The 22,900-nt window shown below is 38.4% G+C and carries 20 protein-coding genes, 4 tRNA genes and 1 riboswitch; of the genes, 4 read left to right on the top strand and 20 right to left on the bottom strand.

Annotated features, from left to right (window positions below; genetic code table 11):
• Positions 1-160: 160 nt before the first annotated feature.
• Positions 161-691, bottom strand: a complete 531-nt coding sequence (locus DKZ56_RS03635) for a hypothetical protein (protein ID WP_208651347.1) — start codon at positions 689-691, stop codon at positions 161-163.
• A gap of 120 nt (positions 692-811) precedes the next feature.
• A riboswitch (cobalamin riboswitch) is annotated at positions 812-997 on the top strand.
• Between the two features lie 162 nt (positions 998-1,159).
• On the opposite strand from DKZ56_RS03635, the gene DKZ56_RS03630 reads away from it, so the two are divergent.
• Genes DKZ56_RS03630 through DKZ56_RS03615 form a run of 4 tightly spaced genes read left to right on the top strand, consistent with a single transcriptional unit; the run spans position 1,160 to position 4,511 of the window.
• On the top strand, positions 1,160-2,149 hold the full coding sequence (locus tag DKZ56_RS03630; protein ID WP_208651346.1) for an ABC transporter substrate-binding protein: 990 nt from the start codon (positions 1,160-1,162) through the stop codon (positions 2,147-2,149).
• Positions 2,150-2,155: 6 nt separating this feature from the next.
• Positions 2,156-3,184, top strand: coding sequence for a FecCD family ABC transporter permease (locus DKZ56_RS03625; RefSeq protein ID WP_208651345.1), 1,029 nt, complete (start codon positions 2,156-2,158; stop codon positions 3,182-3,184).
• The gene (locus DKZ56_RS03620) at positions 3,181-3,969 is read left to right on the top strand and encodes an ABC transporter ATP-binding protein (RefSeq protein ID WP_208651344.1); all 789 of its coding nucleotides are present in this window, start codon (positions 3,181-3,183) and stop codon (positions 3,967-3,969) included. The genes DKZ56_RS03625 and DKZ56_RS03620 overlap by 4 nt, the downstream gene beginning before the upstream one ends.
• Before the next feature lie 17 nt (positions 3,970-3,986).
• Positions 3,987-4,511, top strand: a complete 525-nt coding sequence (locus tag DKZ56_RS03615) for an ATP:cob(I)alamin adenosyltransferase (protein ID WP_208651343.1) — start codon at positions 3,987-3,989, stop codon at positions 4,509-4,511.
• A 110-nt stretch (positions 4,512-4,621) separates the two neighbouring features.
• Here DKZ56_RS03615 and DKZ56_RS03610 read toward each other — a convergent pair whose 3' ends face one another.
• The 19 genes from DKZ56_RS03610 to DKZ56_RS03520 all read right to left on the bottom strand — a co-directional run bounded on the left by DKZ56_RS03610 (position 4,622) and on the right by DKZ56_RS03520 (position 22,651).
• Complete coding sequence (locus DKZ56_RS03610; RefSeq protein WP_208651342.1) at positions 4,622-5,176, bottom strand: hypothetical protein; 555 nt, start codon at positions 5,174-5,176, stop codon at positions 4,622-4,624.
• A 356-nt stretch (positions 5,177-5,532) separates the two neighbouring features.
• Positions 5,533-7,335 (bottom strand): glutamine--fructose-6-phosphate transaminase (isomerizing), encoded by a 1,803-nt coding sequence (gene glmS / locus DKZ56_RS03605; RefSeq protein ID WP_208651341.1) that lies wholly within the window; start codon positions 7,333-7,335, stop codon positions 5,533-5,535.
• 800 nt (positions 7,336-8,135) lie between these two features.
• Positions 8,136-8,663 (bottom strand): type 1 glutamine amidotransferase domain-containing protein, encoded by a 528-nt coding sequence (locus DKZ56_RS03600; RefSeq protein ID WP_208651340.1) that lies wholly within the window; start codon positions 8,661-8,663, stop codon positions 8,136-8,138.
• Positions 8,664-8,842: 179 nt separating this feature from the next.
• The gene (gene glmM / locus DKZ56_RS03595; RefSeq protein WP_208651339.1) at positions 8,843-10,195 is read right to left on the bottom strand and encodes a phosphoglucosamine mutase; all 1,353 of its coding nucleotides are present in this window, start codon (positions 10,193-10,195) and stop codon (positions 8,843-8,845) included.
• A gap of 132 nt (positions 10,196-10,327) precedes the next feature.
• Complete coding sequence (locus DKZ56_RS03590) at positions 10,328-11,329, bottom strand: CdaR family protein (RefSeq protein WP_208651338.1); 1,002 nt, start codon at positions 11,327-11,329, stop codon at positions 10,328-10,330.
• Positions 11,322-12,158 carry a diadenylate cyclase CdaA gene (gene cdaA / locus DKZ56_RS03585; protein ID WP_208651337.1) on the bottom strand — a complete coding sequence of 279 codons (837 nt, stop codon included), beginning with the start codon at positions 12,156-12,158 and terminating at the stop codon, positions 11,322-11,324. Before cdaA ends, DKZ56_RS03590 begins: the two co-directional genes overlap by 8 nt.
• Before the next feature lie 430 nt (positions 12,159-12,588).
• A complete protein-coding gene (locus DKZ56_RS03580) occupies positions 12,589-13,209 on the bottom strand; it encodes an anti-sigma factor family protein (protein WP_208651336.1) in 621 nt (206 codons plus the stop codon).
• 12 nt (positions 13,210-13,221) lie between these two features.
• Positions 13,222-13,785: an RNA polymerase sigma factor SigW gene (gene sigW / locus DKZ56_RS03575; RefSeq protein WP_208651335.1), complete on the bottom strand. Its 564-nt coding sequence runs from the start codon at positions 13,783-13,785 to the stop codon at positions 13,222-13,224.
• 132 nt (positions 13,786-13,917) lie between these two features.
• Positions 13,918-14,823 carry an arginase gene (rocF, locus tag DKZ56_RS03570; RefSeq protein ID WP_208651334.1) on the bottom strand — a complete coding sequence of 302 codons (906 nt, stop codon included), beginning with the start codon at positions 14,821-14,823 and terminating at the stop codon, positions 13,918-13,920.
• Between the two features lie 332 nt (positions 14,824-15,155).
• A tRNA-Gln gene (locus tag DKZ56_RS03565) sits at positions 15,156-15,230 on the bottom strand.
• A gap of 5 nt (positions 15,231-15,235) precedes the next feature.
• Positions 15,236-15,320: transfer RNA gene (locus tag DKZ56_RS03560), tRNA-Tyr, on the bottom strand.
• An 11-nt stretch (positions 15,321-15,331) separates the two neighbouring features.
• A tRNA-Val gene (locus DKZ56_RS03555) sits at positions 15,332-15,407 on the bottom strand.
• Between the two features lie 12 nt (positions 15,408-15,419).
• Positions 15,420-15,491 (bottom strand) — tRNA-Glu (locus DKZ56_RS03550).
• A gap of 392 nt (positions 15,492-15,883) precedes the next feature.
• The gene (locus tag DKZ56_RS03545; RefSeq protein ID WP_208651333.1) at positions 15,884-16,663 is read right to left on the bottom strand and encodes an ABC transporter ATP-binding protein; all 780 of its coding nucleotides are present in this window, start codon (positions 16,661-16,663) and stop codon (positions 15,884-15,886) included.
• 70 nt (positions 16,664-16,733) lie between these two features.
• On the bottom strand, positions 16,734-17,978 hold the full coding sequence (locus DKZ56_RS03540) for an ABC transporter substrate-binding protein (RefSeq protein ID WP_208651332.1): 1,245 nt from the start codon (positions 17,976-17,978) through the stop codon (positions 16,734-16,736).
• 47 nt (positions 17,979-18,025) lie between these two features.
• Entirely contained in the window at positions 18,026-19,087 is a 1,062-nt protein-coding gene (locus DKZ56_RS03535; protein ID WP_208651331.1) for a branched-chain amino acid ABC transporter permease, read from the bottom strand.
• 3 nt (positions 19,088-19,090) lie between these two features.
• Complete coding sequence (locus DKZ56_RS03530; protein ID WP_208651330.1) at positions 19,091-19,972, bottom strand: branched-chain amino acid ABC transporter permease; 882 nt, start codon at positions 19,970-19,972, stop codon at positions 19,091-19,093.
• The gene (locus DKZ56_RS03525; protein WP_208651329.1) at positions 19,947-21,866 is read right to left on the bottom strand and encodes an AMP-binding protein; all 1,920 of its coding nucleotides are present in this window, start codon (positions 21,864-21,866) and stop codon (positions 19,947-19,949) included. Before DKZ56_RS03525 ends, DKZ56_RS03530 begins: the two co-directional genes overlap by 26 nt.
• On the bottom strand, positions 21,863-22,651 hold the full coding sequence (locus DKZ56_RS03520; protein WP_208651328.1) for an ABC transporter ATP-binding protein: 789 nt from the start codon (positions 22,649-22,651) through the stop codon (positions 21,863-21,865). The genes DKZ56_RS03525 and DKZ56_RS03520 overlap by 4 nt, the downstream gene beginning before the upstream one ends.
• Between the last annotated feature and the right edge of the window lie 249 nt (positions 22,652-22,900).

Raw genomic sequence — 22,900 nt, 5'->3', positions numbered from 1 at the left:
TTATTAAATTTTAAACTACACAATATATAGTGTATGTTATCATATAAAATTCATGCTTACAATCTTAAAAAGTAAATCTAAAATATTTACAAATCGTTTTCATCTAGTATTCTCTTAACTAACTTGCCATATATATAAATTTGGGCTATCTATAAACTATTTATTTAGTTTTTCCATAAGATTTGCTGATAAAAGGGATTTCTTCGGTTTTAGTTAATTTATTCGCTTCAATTGCCATTACAAAAAATACATTCGCTAAAAGTCCTAAAAACTGAAACAAAATTTCCGGCACTTCTCTCTCTTCGCTTACTTTGTGTAAAGCACGATAGCTCTTTTTCGCTTCACTTCGACAAATATGCAATCGCGTCGCCAACTCAGAACCTTGTGGCAAAACGAATTGCTTATTTGTCTCGCCTGCTCGTTCGACAAAATCATCATATACAGATTCCAGCCACATTAAATCTTCTTCTGTAATCGCTAAACGACCTCTTACAGATCCATTTGCATGATAAGCTAACGGTTGGATTTTTCTTAAAATTTGAGTGATTTCTTCAAACTTATGTTCATTTTTGCTTACACTTATGCAATCTCCTATTTTTGTCGTTAAGCTGTCTGTCATAATTTCATAATCTACCAAGCAACTTTTCTCCCGCATAAACGGATAACTAATATAACGCCAGTCTTTTGCCATAGATATCTTCCCTCCCAAAAAGAAAAACTGCTGATTAGTATATCCGATGTGGTGCAATCATGTAAAGTTTTGTTATACTATTGCATTTATTAAATGATTTATGCTAGATTATAGTTAATTTCATATCGAGGGTGTTTAAGTGCTCTTCTTGGAAGAGGTAAAAGGAAAACTAGTGAAAATCTAGTACAGCCCCCGCTACTGTGAGGATGGATGAAACTAACAGTAACCACTGAATGTTACATTCGGGAAGGGTTAGGAGTAAGAGGAAGTCCGAGTCAGGAAGCCTGCTTAAACACTTTGCAAACGTCTTTTCGGGTGGGAAAAGAACGGGTGCAAGCAAGTTATGCTTTTTTGTGCTTTTTAACGCTTTCACGCCTGTATTCCCACTTGGGATATAGGCTTTTTATTTTGGTTTAATGTGTGGCCACACTAAACATATAAAAAATTTTATAGAAAAGGAGATTTGTGATGAATCAATTCACCAAATTGCTACTACCCATATTGCTTTTATTATTTTTAACAGCTTGTAATACCGATACTGCCAATAATGATGATGAAAATTCGACAAATCAACCATCCGAACAAGCTAAACAATCGGCTTATCCGCTGACGGTGACAGATGGCCGTGGTAAGGAAATTACCATTTCGGAAAAACCGAAACGTATTGTTTCGACTGCTTTAGCTGTCGATGAATTGCTGGTGGATTTAGTACCTTCTGAAAATCTTGTAGGCGTCACAGCGATTTCTAGTGATCCAGCGATTTCCAATGTTGCAGGCAAAACCGATTCAATTGAAACGAAATTTGAAACCGTAACAGCCGAGCAAATTTTAGCATTAAAGCCAGATTTAGTGATTATTCCTTCTTACGTTAATCCAGATGTATTGAATCAATTAGAAAATGCCGGAATTACAACATTCCAAGTCATCGATGACACTTCCTTTGAAGGTATTTTAAAAACCGTTGAAACGCTGGGGAAAATTGTCGGAGAACAAGAAAAAGCGAATAACTTAATCTCGGATATTCAAAAACGAATCGATGCATTAAAAGAAAAAGCGGACAAAAAAGAAAATAAACCCCGCGTTCTTTATTACACGGAATACTCCTCCAGTGTGACAGACAATACCACAATCGGTGAAATGATTAAATTAGCCGGCGGAATTAATGTTGTATCGGAAGCGGGGATTGTAGGCGAATCCTACCCTGACTACCCGGAAATTTCAAAAGAGGTATTGGTTCAATTAAAACCAGATGTGATTTTTACAACTGCCTGGGGGTCTACTACAAACAATGGGGAGCCGGCTTTCGTAACAGAATGGAAAAAAGACCCTGCACTAAAAGACGTGCCAGCTATTAAAAACAATAAGATTTATGTGCTAGACAGCGCCAATGTAACCACTGCCTCCCACTATGTAATCGAAGGAGCAGAAGAAATGGCTGCGATTTTATCTAAGGAGTAACAAAAGATGAAGCAACTGAAAATGCCCGTCTTTTTTATCGCCAGTTTTATATTATTTCTATTCAGTATCGTCATCGCCACGAGTTTCGGTGGCGTGACGATTCCCTTTTTTGAAACCGTTCAAGTTTTTTTGGCGAAACTTCCTTTTTTCTATTTTGAAACGGACTCTACCTTTGAACAGATTTTGCTTTATATTCGCTTGCCACGTGTCATTGTAGCAAGCATTGTTGGTGCCAGTTTAGCTGTGTGTGGGGTGGTCATGCAAAGCTTATTCCGCAATCCGATGGCAGAACCGGGCATCATTGGCATCTCATCAGGAGGCTCTTTAGGAGGAGTCATTGCTATTTATTTTGGATTATCCCATATCAGTACCTTTTTTGTTCCTGTCTTTGGTTTTTTAGGGGCTCTCCTCACTTTGCTTCTTGTCTATATCATTTCTACATCAAACGGCAAAACATCCATGTTAACTCTTCTTTTAACAGGGGTCGCCATCAGTTCGTTCATTTCCGCTTGCAGTTCTCTTATTATTACATACGCGAGCTACGGCCAATTGCAGCAAATTCTATACTGGCTTATGGGCAATTTAAATGGACGGGATTGGGATGATGTAAAGCTGTTAATCCTCCCTTTTATCCTTTGCAATATTCTCATATTCAGCTACCGCAAGCAGTTGGATATTTTATTGCTTGGGGAAGAGGAAGCGAAAAACTTGGGCATCCATGTGCAACGGACACGCACCATTTTATTAATTAGCGCTTCTTTATTAACAGGGGTTTGCGTCTCTTTGACTGGCGCCATTGGATTTGTCGGCTTAATTGTTCCTCATATGATTCGCTTGTTGATTGGGCCAACCCATCGTTATTTGATACCAACCAGTCTGATAGGTGGTGCATTATTTTTAACATTGGCTGACTTAATCGCGCGCCTCGTTATTCGCCCAGCTGAAATTCAAATTGGGATCATTACTGCATTCTTAGGCGCTCCATATTTTATTTTCTTAATATTGCGCCAGAAAAAAATGGAGGGACTTTTATGAATGAAGCGGCTCTTGAAATTCAATCTTTAACCTTTCATCGGAATGCCCGAACCATTTTTAATAACCTTTCCTTCACTGTTGAAAAAGGGAAGTTTATTGCCCTCATTGGACCGAATGGAACGGGAAAATCTACCTTATTAAAATGTTTGGCCGGCATTAATCGGATTGATAGCGGAGACATTAAAATTTTTAATCGGTCCCTTCGACAGCTGAAACCTTTGGAAATCGCCAAACGCATCACCTATATGCCCCAAACGACCACATTAGAAACGAATTTTACTGTGCAACAAGTGGTCGAAATGGGGCGTTATCCACACAAAAAACGGTTTTCCCGCTGGATGAAAGCCGATCAGCTGGCCGTCAAAAAAGCGTTGGAGCAAGTCGGCATCAGCCATTTGAAACATCGATTTGTCCCTTCTTTATCTGGAGGAGAACGGCAGCTTGTCTATTTAGCAAAAGCCATTGCTCAAGAAACAGATATTTTACTATTAGATGAACCGACTTCTGACTTAGATATTTACTATCAAGTCATTGTAACGGACATTCTTCATTCTCTCGTACAGGAAGGAAAAACGGTCATAGCAGCCATTCATGATATCAATTTAGCTACCCGCATTTGTGACCAATGTATTTTTTTAAAAAATGGAAAGTTTGTGGCTTATAATGCCCCTTCTGACGCGTTAAATACTGAAAATATTGCCAAAACATTTCAGGTGAAATCCATCATTTATCAAGAACCTTTAACGAAGAAAAAACAGATGATGCCTGTTGATGTATTAACATAGTGAAGGAGTAAAATTCAATGAAAAAAGATTTACGTTATATTTGTTATAGCTATATGAAAGAAAAAAGCTGCAAAGTGGATTATGAAGTGCTTTCAGATGCTTTAACTGTCAGCATTGGCATGGTGATTCCCTATTTAACCAAAGAGCATGAACAAATTATAAAAGATGATCTTATTCGCCTGCAGCAATTAACGTATCACGCCAATGGTTCTGTTCGGGGCAACCTGGCTATCACGGAAGAAGATGTTGAATGGTTAAGCTCACGGTACGACTATTATAGCGGACAAGTGGGCGAAGCAATGAAACATTTCGTCATACCACAAGGATGTCTGGCAGCACTACATTTGCATCGTGTGAGAAATGATGCAAAGCTTGTTTACCGCGCCTTGTATCATGTACATAAAGAAAACCCGGTTAGCGATTTATTATTCAAATTTATCGGCCTTCTATCAAACGTTGCCCATGCTATGGCTCTTTACGTTAACAAGCTGAACGATGTGAAGGAAATTCCTTTTGATACTAAATCCTATACTTTATCTTAATAAAGAAGAAGCCTTGTTACAGCAAGAATTGGGCTGTATCAAGGCTTTTTTAGTTGCGACTTATTGTTAATCTTGTCGAATCAAATGAGATCTCAACTAAATTCACATTTTTAGGAAATGAAAATATGGAAAAGACCAATAACTATTGAAAAAGCGATTAACGTCATATGTGTTGTTCGTAAGCTTTTAACCTTTTTATTTTTAAATAACATCAACCCAATAACACCAGCTATTGTAAATACAATTATTGATACTAACCCACTTACCCCTTCATCTTCTAATCTTCCTTCATGAAGGTACATGAGAATTCCGTGACTGATACCTAAAATGAGAGTGGCAATTCCAATCAGTATGTGGTATTTACCTAAAAATTTCGTGATCGATATATAAAATTGCTTAATTGACGGAAATGTCGTAATCATCGGTTTTGTTAATCTTCTCATTGGAAATATTAACCCAGCCACTGCAAATGTGATAACGGTTCCCCAGCCAATCATTTCTCCTGCATCTTCATAGCGATCGTCTATATGTTCTTTTTTGCCATACTCCCATTCGTAATGCTCATGATGCTTCCCAAAATCATCATCGGCAAATGCAATGTAACTAGACGTAGAAATCAGTGTAAAAAAGAATGTTAGTGCCATCAATAATTTCAAATATTTCATACATCTTCTCCTGTTCATATTGATTTTTAATAGAAGTGTAAATAAGCAATATGAAAAACCTCTGAAAAAATGTTCGTACTAAAAATTTTTCACTCTATTCTCAGGAAAACTATGTGAATATAAGTTGAAAATTATTCAGTAGATGAAATAATTTTAAAATAAAAAACGAGGCTGTCCAGAAAGTCGAACACTTTCTGAACAGCCTTACTTCTTATAGTAATATCCTCTTAAAAACTTTCCCTGCGGTGGACACAAAACGCGCCTCCTTGTCGCAATTTATCTGCGGCGAAGCACTAGCTAAAGCCGCAAAGGGGACGTCTCAACTTTTCAGACGCCCCCTTTTTTGATTACTTTATTTATTCTACGGTTACGGATTTTGCTAAGTTTCGTGGTTTGTCGACATCGCAGCCGCGGTCAAGAGCTGCATAGTAGCTAATAAATTGGAGTGGCACGACAGAAACCATCGGCGTTAGCAATTGATGAACTTTCGGAATGACAAGGCGGTCATCGTGCTCATCTAGACCTTCCATGGAAATCACGCATGCATTGGCTCCACGGGTTACCACTTCTTTTACGTTGCCGCGGATGTTTAATGCCACTGGCTCTTGCGTAACAAGGGCAAAGACAGGCGTTCCTTTTTCAATCAACGCAATTGTTCCATGCTTCAACTCCCCGCCGGCAAAACCTTCCGCTTGGATATATGAAATTTCTTTTAGTTTTAGAGCGCCTTCCAAACTTACATAATAATCGATATTGCGTCCGATAAAGAAGGCATTTCGCGTAGTTTCTAAATACTCTTTTGAGATTTTATGCAATTCCTCTTTAGAATCGACAATAGACTGAATTGCATTTGCAGCGATGGCAAGTTCTGTTTTTAAATCGAAATCAATCTGATTTCCTTTGCTTTTTCCAGTAACATAAGCGGCAATAGCAAGCACTGCAAGCTGTGCAATATAAGCTTTTGTTGACGCAACTGCAATTTCAGGGCCAGCATGAAGAAGCAATGTGTAATCCGCTTCACGGGAAAGAGTAGAGCCTGCTACGTTTGTAATCGTCAAAGTTGGATGGCCCATTTTTTTCACTTTCACAAGCACTTGTCTGCTGTCAGCTGTTTCCCCTGATTGGGAAATGAAGATGAACAGCGGTTTTTCAGAAAGCAAAGGAATGTTATAACCGAATTCGCTTGAAATGTGCACTTCCACTGGAATACATGCAAGTTTTTCAAAATATTGTTTCCCAACAAGCCCTGCATGATAGCTCGTGCCCGCTGCAATAATATAGAGTCGATCTGCATTTTTCAATGCCGTTAATATTGCTTCATCAACGATCAATTCGCCAGCATCATTCGTGTATTGTTGAATAATTTTTCGAACGACACCAGGTTGTTCATCCATTTCTTTCAGCATGTAATGAGGATATGTTCCTTTTTCGGCATCGCTTGCATCAAGCTCGACTGTATATGGATTGCGTTCAATTTTTTGGCCATCTAAAGTAGAAATTTCTACTTTGTCTTTATGCACAAGCACAATTTCTTCATCATGGATTTCAATAAATTGATTTGTCACTTGCAGCATCGCTAATGCATCGGAAGCAACAACGTTAAATCCTTCTCCCACGCCGATAAGTAAAGGAGATCTGTTTTTCGCCACATAAATTGTATCCAAATCTTCTTTATCTAAAAGGGCAATGGCATAAGAACCATGTAATAGTGAGATTGCTTTACGGAAAGCTTCTTCTGTGGACAATCCTTCATTAACAAATAATTCAACAAGCTGAACAATTACTTCTGTATCCGTATCAGATTTCATTGGAACATCTTTTAAATATTCTCTTTGAAGCAAGTAATAGTTTTCGATAACCCCGTTGTGAACAATCGTAAATCTGCCAGATGCGCTTTGATGGGGATGAGCATTGACTTGATTTGGTTCACCGTGAGTCGCCCAACGCGTATGGCCAATGCCGATAGTTCCCTCAACTTGATCATCCACGATTTCACGCAAGTGAGCTATTCTGCCTTTATCTTTAAAAACTGTAACGCCATTTTCATTTAAAAGAGCAATCCCTGCTGAATCATAGCCGCGGTATTCTAATTTTTCTAGTCCTCTAATTAAGATTTCTTTGGCATCTAAACTGCCATTAAATCCGACAATTCCACACATAGATATTCCTCCAATTGCAAGCGATATCTTTATAGATTTTGAAAAAGACAATAAAAAACTTCCCTACATTTGCCTCTTTTTTGCCGTTGAATTCTGATTAATTCAATCCATTCAAAAAAGAGATGTAGGATTGATACCGCTTTATTAATATTTTTTCGTATTGCCTTTTCGTTCCTTTGTCCATAAAATCGCTTTTATGTTTTAAGAACGAAATTACGACCGGGCAATGCGGTCGGGAGGTACCCGCCGAAAACTCGATAAACCTCCTCCTCGTCAACTAAGGATTGAACGTCCGATTTCCTTAGTCCGGGCGCTATAATTATTTTCCACTGGTTTTATATAGCGCGTCACTACCCTCCTTTGTCGCGCTGTGCAATTTTTGTAAAATATTAGAAGTGTGTTTAAAAAAAAATCAAACACCCTTCATAATACAGAATATGCTGCTATCCGTCAACGATTTACAAAAATCATTACTAAATTTTCTATGGATCAACTGAGGTTGGGACAAATCTAAAAATTATTAAAATTGATTTCCGTTCCGGGGACGCTTTCCGCGGGCCCGGCTAGACTCTCCTCTGAGTCATTCCTTTGCTCCTCGTGGTCTCGAGAGGGCTCGTCGCAGGAAAGCTTTGAATTTACTTCCTTGAGCTTGCTCCGCTTTGCGACTAAGCGTGCGCGACAGAAACTTGCCCCGTCACTTCAATCAATTTTTCGTTAGTTCAATTGTTTATCAAAACTCTTTCAACTGCCCCTTTCATTTTTTGTTTATGTCCCAGCCTCAAAAAAGTATTAGAACATTATTATTCCTGAAACTCTTTCTCTTTTAATAAATTGACGATTTCCCTATTAAATTCAGGCAAATCATCTGGTGTTCTGCTTGTGACTAATTGATTTCTGCAAACTACAACCGGTTCATCATGGAATTTGGCACCGGCATTTTCTAAATCCACTCGAATGGATTTATAGCCTGTCACGTCACGTCCTTCCAATTCTCTTGCGGAAATTAAAAGCTGCGGCCCGTGGCAAATGGCAAATACAAATTTATTGGCTTTCATAAATGCTTTTACAAAATCTACGATGCGGTCATCATCTCGCAAAAGGTCCGGTGAAAATCCGCCGGGGATGAACAAAGCATCAAAATCATCCGGATTTACTTCTTCAATGCCATAATCAATATCTACTTTGGCTCCCCTTTTTCCTTTTACTGTTTTGTTGCCTTCTTTATCAATGGTCACAATGGTATGACCAGCATTTTCTAAAGCTTCTTTAGGACTTGTAAATTCGACATCTTCAAACAAATCGGTAATTAGCGTTGCAACTTTTGCCATATAATCACCACTCCCTTTGAGATTTCACATTTTTACTATTGCCTATTCCGGATTCAAATAATCAACTCCTGTGGAATTCGTTCAGGGAAATGGAGGAGCTTGCCGTTTGTGAATATTTTCCTTCAGAAAAAAACTGTGCAGAATATCCACCTACATGAATATCTGCACAGTCTCACTCCTTATTCAGCTAAACCTAATTCTTTTTTAACCACTTCTGCGATGCGGTTTGCGTAGCTTTCACATTCTTCTTCTGTCGGCGCCTCTACCATTACTCGGACTAATGGTTCCGTACCAGAAGGGCGAACTAACACACGGCCATTCGTGCCAAGTACGTTTTCCACTTCTTTAATGGCCTCTTGTACTTTTGGATTTTCTTTTACTTTATGTTTATCTGCTACCCGAACATTGACTAAGCGCTGAGGATACACTTTCATTTCTGATGCTAGTTCGGATAACGGTTTTCCAGTCAATTTCATAATGCTCACTAATTGAATCGCTGTCAGCATACCGTCACCCGTTGTATTGTAGTCAAGGAAAACGATGTGGCCGGATTGTTCGCCGCCTAAGTTGTAATCATTTTTTCTCATTTCCTCAACGACATACCGGTCTCCAACCGGCGTTTGTACGCTCGTCATTCCGTTTTCTTCTAGCGCTTTATAGAATCCCATGTTGCTCATAACAGTTGAAACAACGGTATTTTTCTTTAAAAGCCCTCTGCTGTTTAAATATTTGCCGATGATAAACATGATTTGGTCGCCATCAATAATATTTCCTTTTTCATCGACAGCAATTAAGCGGTCTCCATCGCCGTCAAAAGCCAATCCTACATCCGCTTCCCGTTCTAAAACAAATTGCGCTAGCTTTTCTGGATGGGTTGAACCTACCCCATCATTAATATTTAATCCGTCAGGTGAAGCACCCATTGTGGAAATATCCGCCTCTAGATCAGCAAATAAATGGGTTGCCAAAGAAGATGTTGCTCCGTTTGCGCAGTCAAGGGCCACATGAATGCCCTCAAAATCAACATCCACTGTTTGTTTTAAATACGAAATATATTTTTGGCCGCCTTCAAAATAATCGCTTACTGAACCTAATTCAGCACCAATAGGCCTAGGAAGTGTATCTTGTTCTGATTCAAGCAATTTTTCAATTTCTTCTTCTTGTTCATCAGTTAATTTAAAACCATCTGGCCCGAAAATTTTAATTCCGTTATCTTGAACCGGATTGTGGGATGCAGATATCATAACCCCCGCATTTGCATTCATGACACGCGTTAAATAAGCAACTCCAGGTGTGCTAATTACACCCAATCTCATTACCTCTACACCAATCGAAAGCAATCCAGCTACTAATGCTCCTTCCAACATATGGCCGGAAATTCTCGTATCTCTACCAACAATGACTTTTGGTCTTTCTTTTGCGTTTTTTGTTAAAACATATCCCCCCGCGCGTCCAATCTTAAATGCAAGTTCCGGCGAAAGTTCTGTATTTGCAACTCCACGTACGCCGTCTGTTCCAAAATATTTTCCCATAACTATTCTCTCCTTCAACACTTGACATTCCATACTTTTTATTTTTGATGGAATCAAAACCAAGTAAAAATATGTTTTTGAATAGATTTATGATGACTTTTGAAAGGACTCATTTTTATTCCCATGCTAATATTACTCATGGCTATTTTGCTCTGCATTCGTTGTTTCGTCAACACCTGATTCAGATTGATTCGTTTTTGTTACATTTACACGTACTGTAATTTTTTCTGTACCTAATTTAGTAGCTCCTTTAGGTACTTTTAAGTTCACATCATAATTTCCTGAACGTTCCACCTGTGATACGTCAAATTCTAATTCTAACGATTTAATGGAATCAACGACTGATTTTGGACCAAACACTTCAACCGATTTTGTATCGGTTTCTAATTGATTGACGGTAACTCCTGCTGGTGGTGATCCTGTTTGCTTTAATACAATTGGTACTGTTTTACTATATTCACTCACTTCCACAGTTACATTGACTTTGTCTGGGTTAATCATCACGTCTAGTTTATTCAGATTATTATCCAGAACTTTCACATTTGCCTCTTGGGTAAAGGATTCATTGATTCCTTTTTCAGCTGAAACCGTAGCTTTTACATAGCTGATATTTTCAATAACACTTTTAGCACCGGTCACAGCCACTTTGCTCGGTTCAGCCTTCATTGATTTTAACACATAGCCATCAGCAAATAACTGATTATTGATTTCTGGATCTACTTTAAATTCCTTCGTCACTTTTTCTTCAATGACAACATCCACTACTTGTGGATTAATTGTCACTTTTAATTTATCTGAAAAGTTTTCATGCTGGATTGTCACCCGATGTTCCCCGATTAACAATGAATTTAAGTCTACAAATACTTTAAAGTCTTTTTTAAATTTGGTTTGCAATACAAGTTGCATTGGGCCTTCAATGGTTACATCCACCGTTTCTGGCAGCCCCGTCACAATGAAATTTTCTGAATCGTAATAGGCTTCAAGAGGGACATCTGTAATAATATCAACATGATTATTGGATGTGGTTGTCTCAGTTTTGTCCGTTAATTCTGCTTTGACATAAAAGAAAAGGAGGATTGCTAAAATGAAAGCTATTGCTCTTAACGCCCATATATTATCAAAAAATTTATCCATGTTTTTTCCCCCTCCAAGTCCACTTAGAGGACGCTTCTAATTCACCTTCGGGGCCAAACCATAATGTTTTCAGCAGCGATTCGAAATTCTCTAAAGAGAGATTTCTATGTAAATTTCCATTGACTGCAATGCTGATCGAGCCGGTTTCTTCTGACACAACCACTACGATGGCATCTGTCACTTCACTTAATCCTAGCGCAGCTCTATGCCTTGTCCCCAGCTCTTTAGAAATCAAAGTGCTTTCAGATAGAGGCAAGTAACAAGCAGCTGCGGCAATACGGTTTTTTTGTATAATCATCGCTCCATCATGAAGTGGGGTGTTTGGAATAAATGTATTGATAATTAATTCAGAAGAAATGTTTGCATCAAGTCGGATGCCGGTTTCTATATATTCATTTAAACCTGTTTCTTTTTCAATGGAAATTAATGCGCCAATCCGTCTTTTAGCCATGTAGCTGACCGCTTTTTTCATGGATTCAGTTAATCGTGCTTGTTCATCTTCTAGTTGATTGACTGAACGTTGAAAAAGTCTGCCTCGTCCAATTTGCTCAAGGGCTCTACGGATTTCCGGAGTAAAGATAATAATGATAGCCAGAAATCCCCAATCAATAACTTCTTGCAGCATCCAGCCTAAAGTATCCAAACCGAACACTTCAGTGGCAATGCGGGCAATAATAATAACAAATAGTCCCTTTAATAACTGAACCGCTTTTGTCCCCCTGATAAGGGTTAATATTTTATATATCACATACCATACGAGTATTACGTCTAATAAGCTAAAAATGATATTTACAGGTGTCAAATCTGTAAATTGCTCAATTATATCCATGTGGCATCCCCCACTTATCTTACCAAATCAATCACAAAAAGTTATAGACATTAAAGGTTATGCTTTTGGTATACAAATATTGTTCATTTCTAAATTTAATAAAAGTTCACCCTTCACATACTATTAACAAAACAAGTATATCATAATCAAATCCTTTCAGCCTTTTAGAATAACGAAACTTTTTCATAAATGTTTCTTATATTTTCACAAAGCAGAAAAAACGGATTTGTACTGAAATAAAAAAGAAGAGGCTGTCCAGAAAGTCGAACACTTTCGGAAACAGCCTTACTTCTTATAGGAATATTCTCTTAAAAACTTTCCCTGCGGTGGTCACAAAAAGCGCCTCCTCATTTCAATTTATCTGCGGCGAAGCACTAGCTAAAGCCGCAAAGGGGACGTCTCAACTTTTCAGACGCCCCCTTCCATCATGTTAATCATTTTCCTTATTTAATGGGACAAATAAATCCTTTGACATTCGTTTAACCTCATACCATACCCACTCAAATATTTGGTCAATTTCTTCTATTTGTCCAGTCACCACTGCTGATGATGCCATATACTCTCCATTTATAACAATCACATTGCCGTCAACTTCTCCTTCAACGACAATATCTCCATTTTTAACAACGACATCTCCTTTCACCACTTCACCTTTTGGAACAATCACAGTTTGACCTTCAACAATTAAATTCGGTTGCTTCGTTACGGAAAATTTATCATCATGAAAGCTTCCAAACAGCGTTGCACTCATAAATAGAATAAACATAGCCGCCGCTACTAAGAACGGATGTCTTCGCAACCATTTTTGTATACCCACTCGACTTTTTGGCCGTGGAAGACGCTTCATCACTGATTTTTCAAAATGTGGAGGTGCCGTAACTTGTGCCGCACTTTTTATAAATGCTACTGCATCACTTAATTGATGCATATGTTCCTGACATGCCGTACAGGTCTTCAAATGCTGCTTAAGTTCTTGTTCGTGTTCACGGCTAATGTCTCCATCCAAGTACTCGTGCATAAATTCAATAATTTGTGGTGGACACGTATTCATGCAATTCCCCCCTTACAGTTCGTTTAACTGCTTTCTTAATGCTTCACGACCTCTATGAATTCTAGTTTTCACTGTTCCTAGTGGTAAATCAAGGATTTCGCTGATTTCTTGAAGCGAACATTCTTCGATATATTTTAATACAATTACCGTACGATATTTTTCAGGCAATCTGCTAATTTCATATTGGATGCGTTCTTGAAATTCCATTTGAAGAGTTGCATCTTCCGGTAACTGTTCATCATTAGCAATATGAGAATACATATTCAATCCATCAGTTCCTTCTACCTCTGCATCTAAATAATAATCCGGCTTCTTTTTACGAATCCGGTCGATACAAAGGTTCGTTGCGATTCGATAAAGCCATGTCGAAAACTTTTTCTTAGAATCGAACGTATGCAGATTGATGTAGGCTCGAACAAAAGCCTCTTGGGCGATATCTTCAGCCTCTTGTTTATTTCCAAGCATTCGGTAGCAAATTTGGTACAACTTGTGCTGGTAAAGGCTCACAATATCTGCAAACGCATTTTGATCCCCTTTCAGCACTTGCTTTATTCTCTTTTTCACTAACGCATCCATGCATTAACTCTCCACCTTTTGTAGGTTAAATAGTGTACGAACGAATACCATAAAAAGTTTCATTTTTCTTAAAAAAATTTTTATTTCTAATAAAGTATAGAATAGTTAATATATAGAAATAAATAGTGATTTTTACACTAATTTTTCTCCGAGCAACGAACCCATTAGCGCAACTGCCGTATCAGCAGTTTTATTGCGCTCATCAAGAATGGGATTCACTTCCACAAATTCGCATGATGTAATGATTTTTGCCTCTTCCAACATTTCCATCGCTAAATGGCTTTCCCGATACGTAATACCTCCAGGTACTGGCGTTCCAACTCCCGGCGTATAGATTGGGTCTAGTGCATCTAAATCAATAGAAATATGCACACCATCCACTTGGCGAGCCTTTAAATAAGCCACCGTTTCTTCAATTACTTTAGACATGCCCATTCGGTCTATTTCATGCATTGTAAATATTTTAATTTTTTTATTTTTAATTAACTCTCTTTCCCCTTCATCAATCGAACGGGCACCAATAATAACAACGTTCTCAAATTTTAAGAAAGGCGCACCTTTCGCAATATTGATTAATCGTTCATCCCCGAGTCCAAGATTAATCGCTAAAGGCATTCCATGGATATTACCGGATGGCGTTGTCTCAGGTGTATTAATGTCTGTATGTGCATCAAACCAAATCACACCTAAATTTTGATAATGTTTTCTTATACCTGCTATGGAACCGATGGAAATGCTGTGATCTCCTCCAAGAATGACTGGAAATCTTCCTTGTTCAATCACTTCATCAACTTTCTTTGCCAATTGTTCACTAACGTCTAATACTTCCTCTAAATTTAATAATTTATGGTCATTTCGTTTACTTTTCTCTAATTTACGGACAGATACATTTCCTTCATCCACCACATCATAACCTAATTTTTCCAACCTCTCAATTGCCCCGGCATATCTCATTGCACTAGGCCCCATATCTACACCTCGACGCTGCTGACCATAATCTGATGGTACCCCAATAATTGAAATTTTTTTTCGATTCAAAATAACACCCCCTAGTTATACTTTAATTTTATGTTAGGTATATATAGTGACTCAACTCGACACAATTCTGTATAAATATTCACTTCATATAGCTAAACGATATAAACAAAATGCTAAAAAAATTTTTAAGAGCTGCATAATATTTAATTGATATAATCTAAAAGGGATTCTGGAGAATAGTTTGTGCAAAGTAATCTCCGTTTTTCGTTACTCCAATCGTTTTAAAATCGAAAAAAATCCTTTACTCGTACTGAGTAAAGGATCTCATTTGTTATAACTATTCATTTAACACTTTATTGAAGGGTTACATATCCGAGTTTTTCATTTAACAATGGCTGGGGTACCAGGATTCGAACCTGGGCATGACGGAATCAAAATCCGTTGCCTTACCACTTGGCTATACCCCAATAACTGGTGGAGGGGGGCGGATTCGAACCGCCGAACCCAAAGGGAACGGATTTACAGTCCGTCGCGTTTAGCCACTTCGCTACCCCTCCAAAAATTCATATGGTGGAGGATGACGGGATCGAACCGCCGACCCTCTGCTTGTAAGGCAGATGCTCTCCCAGCTGAGCTAATCCTCCTAAAATAAATAATGACCCCTACGGGATTCGAACCCGTGTTACCGCCGTGAAAGGGCGGTGTCTTAACCACTTGACCAAGGGGCCATTTGCCTTTCCGCAAGACAAGAACAATATTATCATGTTTTTTTTAACTATGCAATAGAAAAAAATAATTTTTTTCTAAAAAACACTAACGTCGCATAAATAAGTTTGGAACTTTCAGATTTTATTTTTCATCCGTCATACGGTCAAATCGCTCATAATCTAAGTATCCCCGATCGAAAAAATATAGTTGCAGAAAATTCAGATTTATTATGTCTATTGATATTTTTTTGCGACACTAGTGTAACTAAATAAACATACTTTTGAAGAATGATACGCTGCCCATATAAGTTGATGCAAACACTACTCTATCCATGATTCATCTCCCACCTTTTAGATTGACCTTCCCTTTACTATCAATAAGGCGGGAGAGTTCTCTCAAAAAGCTGCTATCATTACCATACAACTCGTTGGCGTTGTCGATAGCTTCTTCCTTCTTTCAGATCTTTCCCTGAACCTAAATAATGTTCGCTGATCGTTTTATCTTCTAATAAAGCTGAAGCCTCTCCCTTCATTACAACTCTTCCATTTTCAATAATATAACCATAATCAGCAATGGAAAGGGCGATGTTCGCATTTTGCTCAACTACTAGAATGGTCAATCCTTCTTCCTCGTTAATTTTCTTGATGTTTTCAAAAATTTCTTTCACAAGCAATGGAGCAATACCTAGTGATGGTTCATCCAGGAGTAGTAATTTTGGCTTTGCCATTAATCCTCTTCCAATGGCCAACATTTGCTGCTCTCCACCTGATAAATAGCCTGCTTTTCGATGTTCGAGCATTTTTAGTTTTGGAAAGTATTCGTAAATTTTATCTATATCTTTTTTAATGCTGGAACGATCTTTTCTTGTATAGGCGCCTGCATACAAATTTTCTTCCACCGTTAAATCTTTAAAGATTCGACGACCTTCCATACATAAAAAGATGCCCTTTTTCACCAATTGGTCAGGTGAAGTATTGTGAATTAATTCCCCTTGAAATTCAATGGTCCCGTCAGTAATATGTCCATCTTCCGCTCCTAAAAGGCCGGAAATGGCTTTTAATGTTGTCGATTTCCCTGCTCCATTGCTGCCAAGCAGGGCAACAATTTGGCCTTCTTTCACGTGCAGCGATATTCCCCGCAACGCTAGAATCATTTTTTGATATACCGCTTCTAAATTGCTTACTTGGAGCATTTTTTCTCCCCTTTCATCACCATTAAAGAGAAAAGGGACATGATTGTTTGTCCCTTTTTCAACATCTTTATTAGTCTCTATAGCTGAAGTAATCTGTGATTGGTTCCCATTTTCCGTTTTTCACAATTCCTAAACGAGTCTTTTCAGTACCTGCATGGTTGTCTGGAGCAAATGATACGTTAGCAGCAAGTCCGCCTAAATCTAGATTTTGAATTGCCTCAAGCCCTTCGCGAATTTGTGGGCCGGTTAAATCTCCTTCTGGATATTTTTCTGCAGCAATTTTAATGGCTTCTACCATAATTTTTGCTGCTACCCATCCTTGCACGAATTTTTGGTTGATGTCATCGATTGTTTTGCCTTTTGCATCTAAATATTCTTTCATCTCTGCCATGCCTGGCATATCTTCGTATGGGAAAGCATGTGAAAGAATGCCAATATACCCTTCTGCCACATCGGCACCGACAATATCAATAATTCCTTCACCGGCTGCCCAGTTTAATCCGATAAATTGCGTGTCGATGCCTAATGTTTTAGCATCTCGTAAAATTGTCGCAGTTGCACCCCAAGTTTGTTGGATAATCGCATAATCAGGATTTTTCTTTTCCATATTTAACAATTGAGATTGCGCTTCTGTTGCTTGAACATCAATTACTTGTTCATCCACCACTTCCACTCCAACTTCTTTTGCATAGGCTTTGATGTCTTCAATTGGAGAACGGCCGAAAGCTGTATCATTGTAAAGCAGCGCCAATGTAGGAGGGTTATCTCCTTCATGATTCTCTACAATCCATTTCAGAATAGCGCGTCCTTGGTCGGAATAGGATGCAGCTGTTAAAAAGTTGTATGGACTCTCATCAAGATTTTTTAAGTTTTCAGAGTAGGATGCTGAAATGAACGGCAATTGGTCAGCAGCAACTTGTTGTCTTAATGCCTCAGTGTCGCCAGTACCCCAACCTAAAATCGCGACAGCCTTTTCTTTGTCACGCAATTCTTGATAAAGTTTTTGGGCTTCTGGAATTTGGTAAGCATAGTCTTTGCCGACTAATTTTAAGTTAAGCCCTTCTACTCCACCTTTCATTTCCAAATACTCAAAATACGCTTTTTCCCCTTCCGCATATGGAGTCCCTACATCTCCAGTGCCTCCGGTGATATCATACAATCCACCAACAACTACTGTGCGTTTGCCGCTGCTATCGCTAGAACTTGATGAGCTGTCGGATGAAGTGCTTGTACTTGCAGAATCTTCACCTCCGCAAGCCGCTAGAAGGAGTAAGAACACCCCTAATAAAATCCCCAATAAACTTTTGTGTTTCAACGTGAAATCCCCCTTGTTTTTTATATATTTAAATTTGGTTATAAACTTTAGTAAGAAAATGGCCAAACTTTGAAATAATGTTTAATGTTTTGCCATATATGATCTAATCCCCCTGGCTCAAAAATTAAAAATAGAATAATTGCCAAACCAAATACAAATTCCTTAAAAGCTGAGAATAATTGATAAAGATTTGGCATGTAAGCAGTTAATAAATCAACAACAGATGTGAGCCCAACCGGCAATAACGTAATAAAGATTGCTCCTAAAATTGATCCAAGAATACTTCCTAGTCCGCCAATGAGCACCATGGCGAGATATTGAATGGAAACTTGGATATTGTAAAGCTCAGGGCTTACAATCATTGTGTAATGTGCTAGCAATGCACCAGCAATTCCTACAAAGAAAGAGCTGATGATAAAAGCCAAGACTTTATAATAAAACAGATTAATCCCCATAATTTGCGCTGCAATATCCCGATCCCGCACCGCTAAAAAGGCTCGGCCTACTCTCGTTCTCAATAAGTTGACGGAATAAAGGACCGTTAAAATTAAAATAATGATGGATAAATAATAGTAAGAAGAATTAGACATAAACGTAAAATTTCCAATGGTCGGGCGGCTTAAAACCATGCCTGCTGTCCCGCCTGTGACGCTATCCCATCGGCTGATGATAAATGTAATAATCACTTGAGCTGCAAGGGTTGCGATAGCTAAATACAGGCCTTTCAGACGAAGGGAAGGAATTCCAAACAAACCGCCGACGACAGCTGTAACAATCCCTGCAAGTGGAAGAGATATCCAGAAACTTAAACCATAAGTGGTTGTAAGAATGGCTGTTGTATATCCTCCAACTCCTAAAAAAGCTCCCACTCCTATTGAAATCTGGCCGGTAAATCCGGTTAAAATGTTCAATCCGATTGCACCAATTGCAGAAATGGCGCACAAAGTCAGCATCCCCACCCAATAGTTGGATGCGTAAAATGGCAGTGTCAGCAAGATCACTATTAGAATGAGCCATTTTATGAATTCGCTCTTTGTACCAAAAAGTTTCATATCTTCTTTATAGGAAGTTTTGTAATTTCCACATTCTCTTACAAACAAATTCCTCATCCATTACACCCTCTCAATACCGCGGCTGCCAAATAATCCATGCGGTTTTAACATTAAAATTAAAAGAACGACAATAAATGGTACTACGTCTTTTAAGCCTCCCCCTACGAGAGGATCTAAATATCCTCCTGCTAAGTTTTGAATGATGCCAATGAGAAATCCTCCAACAATCGCACCGATGACACTATCAAGTCCTCCAAGAATTACGACAGGCAAAACGGTTAAACCGATAGCTGACATGGTTGGATTAACGCCATTAATATTTCCTAGCAATATTCCTCCAATTCCAGCTACCATTGCGGCGATGATCCAAGTTACCGCCAATACAAATTTCACGCTCATCCCCATCGATAAAGCGGCTTGCCGGTCATCAGCCACTGCCCGCATTGCAAGTCCGATTTTGGAAAACTTGAAGAATAATGAAAAGATGATTAATAGAATCATGACAATAATGAAAGACCATAAGTAGACGGGCGTTACAATGATGCCTCCTAAATTTAACGGTGTCTGAGGAAATACAGGAGGGAATGTTCTTGTTGTATGACCCCAAATAATGTGAACAGCACCTGCGAGTAAACTGGATAATCCAAGAGTCGCCATAATAACCGAGATGGTTGGTGCATTTTGTAATTGCCGAATGACTAGTCGCTCCACAACTAATCCCAAGATTGCGCTTATGATTAACGTACCAATAAACGCAACAAGAAACGGCACATTCAATGCTGTCATCAGTACTAAACAAATATATGGACCAAATAATACAAATTCGCCATTTGCTAAGTTTAACGCTCCACTTGCCCGGTAAATTAAAACAAATCCTAATGCAACTAGACCGTAGATGCTGCCAACAACTATTCCATTAATAAGCATTTGCAAGAAGAACATCCTCAGGCACCTCCAAATTCTGCTCCAATTGAATGATGCGCAGCTGGATTTCCTTCATAGAATCTTTTTCTGATAATCGCACTTGAATAGTTTCATGACGGGAATACATCGCATCAATCAATTCTTTATAAGTGTTTTCCACATAGTTTCTTCTAATTTTTAATGTTCTTGTAAGTTCTCCAGCATCCGCTGATAATGGTTTGTGTAATAAGATGAATTTTTTCACCCTTTCTTGCGGCGGCAATTCGTCCATTACTCTGATTATTTCCTGCTGGATTAATTCAATCACTTGATTATTAACTGATAAATCAGAATATTCTGTATATATCACCCGCTGTTTGTCTGCCCATCTTCCAACCGTCATCATGTCAATATTGATAAATGCCGTTAAAAATGGACGGTTTTTTCCAAACACAACCGCTTCTTGAATATATGGACTAGTTTTTAATATATTTTCAATCTTGTGAGGATATATTTCTCCTTTTGGCATGTAGATAACATCTTCTTGTCGGTCTAAGATAAATAAATGACCATCTTTATCAAGGAAACCTTTATCCCCGAGAGAAATCCATCCATCCACAATCAATTTCTGATGTTCTTCTTTTAAGTATCTAGAAAAGATGGCATTATTTTTTAAATAAACAAGACCATCTTCCTCAATTTTTACTTCTGTATTCGGAAGTGCTAAACCAGAACTGCCTGCTTTAATGTCATCATCCCGTTGAACAATGGCCATTCCTGCAACTTCTGTTCCGCCATAAGTCTGTTTTATATTCACCCCTATGCTATGATAAAAATAGAGAGCTTCAGGATGTAGTGCTGCGCCGACCACATAGGCTCTTTTCGTTCTTGCAAATCCTAAATGATCGCGAATTGCACTAAAGACTATGGCATCTCCTAGGAAGTACATGAATCGATCCATGGCAGATAAGCGGGTTTTTTCCAATTTTGCCTTTGCCCGTTTGTCCCCATATTTTTTGAAAAAATAATAGACTTTTCTTTTGAACCAGCTTGCTCCCTCTATACGCACCTGCACGTTTGACATAATTGATTGATACACTCTTGGAGAAGCTATTATCGTTTGGGGCCCAATTTCCCTTAAATCGCCAATCACCGTATCTGGCCGTTCCGGGAAATTTACGGTGTGTCCAGTCAACATTGGAATGACGATACTCATTATTTGTTCATGAATCCATGAAAGTGGGAGAAAGGAAAAATAGTCATCCGTTTTTTTCATTTCATCCAATTGAATTAAGTTTTTGGCAGCTTCAATTAATTGATAATGGGTATATACAGCTGCTTTTGGATCTCCGCTTGTGGCTGCACTATATGCAATAAGCGCTTCTTGTTGGTCGCTTAAAAAGCGAATCGCTTCTTCAAAGAAAGAAGGATGCTCTTTTAAGAGTTCCTCTCCCATTTTTAATAATTCCTTCATGGATGCTAACTTTGAATGCTGATAATGCCTCAAGCCCCGAACGTCATAGTAAACGATATGTTCAACAAAAGGAATTTCCTTTTCTATCGACAATAATTTATCGACTTGCTCCTGATCTTCAACAATGACGATTCTCGGCTTTGTATCATTCAAATAGTATTGAATTTGCTCCGGCAAAGATTCCTGGTAGATTCCAACAGCTATGCCGCCTATGGTATGGACAGCAAGTTGGGCATATATCCACTCAGGCTTATTTTCTCCGATGATTGCAAGGATTTCCCCCGCTTTAAAGTTATAATGTTTTTGTAAAACAATAGATAGTTTTTTCACATTCTCTAAATATTCATTCCAAGTGATTTCTTTCCATATCCCTAATTGTTTTTGCCTAAAGGCCACCCCAGAGAAATCTTGATTGGCGCGTTCAATTAATAGAGATGGCAGCGTCGCCTCTTTAATCATGCTTTTCCCCCTTCCAAGACGGTTTCCTCTCCGATATAAGCCTTAATCACATCCGGATTTTCTCGAACTTCAGTTGGCGTGCCAAACCCTATCAGTTTACCGAAGTCTAGCACCGCAATGTGATGAGATAGACTCATAACTACCCCTAAATCATGTTCAATCAGAACTACTGTCGTATTCATTACTTCATGCATATCCAATATAAATTGCGACATTCTTTCCTTTTCCGCGCCGTTCATTCCTGCCATCGGTTCATCCAATAATATAAGCTCCGGGTTCAATGCTAATGCCCGTCCTACTTCAACCCGTTTTTGAAGCCCATAAGGAAGGGTTCCCACCGGTTTGTGGCGAATATCTTGCAGCTCCAAAAATTCAATCACTTCTTCCACTTTTTCGCGATGTTCAATTTCTTCCTTTGATGCCTTTCCAACATAAATTCCGCCGCTAAACACGCCGGATTTCATTAATGTATGTCTTCCCAATTTAATATTGTCCAACACTGACATATGCGCAAATAAAGCAATATTTTGGAATGCCCGCGCAATACCTAATGTCGTTCGTTCATAAGGCTTCATGTTCGTAATATCTTTTCCTTTATAGCGGATGGAGCCGCTTGTCGGCCGATACAGTCCGCTGATACAATTCAACATACTTGTTTTTCCCGCCCCGTTTGGACCAATAAGCGAGAATATTTCTCCCTCATTAATGTGAAATGAAACTTGATCTAAAGCTTTCACTCCTCCAAAATGCAATGAAACGTTTTCTATTTCTAAAATCGGCCCCAAACAACTTCCCCCTTCTTTCTTTATCTCACTCGAAGTTAATAGACAGTAATGTTTTGTATAATATACTATTTGTTTTTATTATTTATGATTAAAATTCTATAATTTTTTTAAGTTTTTTTATTATACATATCTCTCAAATTCAAAAGGATTATGGGGGTAAATACTAAATTATTTTAGTATGATGTTTTTACTGAAATAACTTTTGATAAAGATGATATCTATGGGGAAAATTATTTTATTATAAAACAA

Source organism: Ureibacillus thermophilus, assembly GCF_004331915.1.
GTDB lineage: Bacteria > Bacillota > Bacilli > Bacillales_A > Planococcaceae > Ureibacillus > Ureibacillus thermophilus.
The sequence above is the reverse complement of the archived record's forward strand: the minus strand, read 5'-3'. Positions and strand labels throughout refer to the sequence as shown.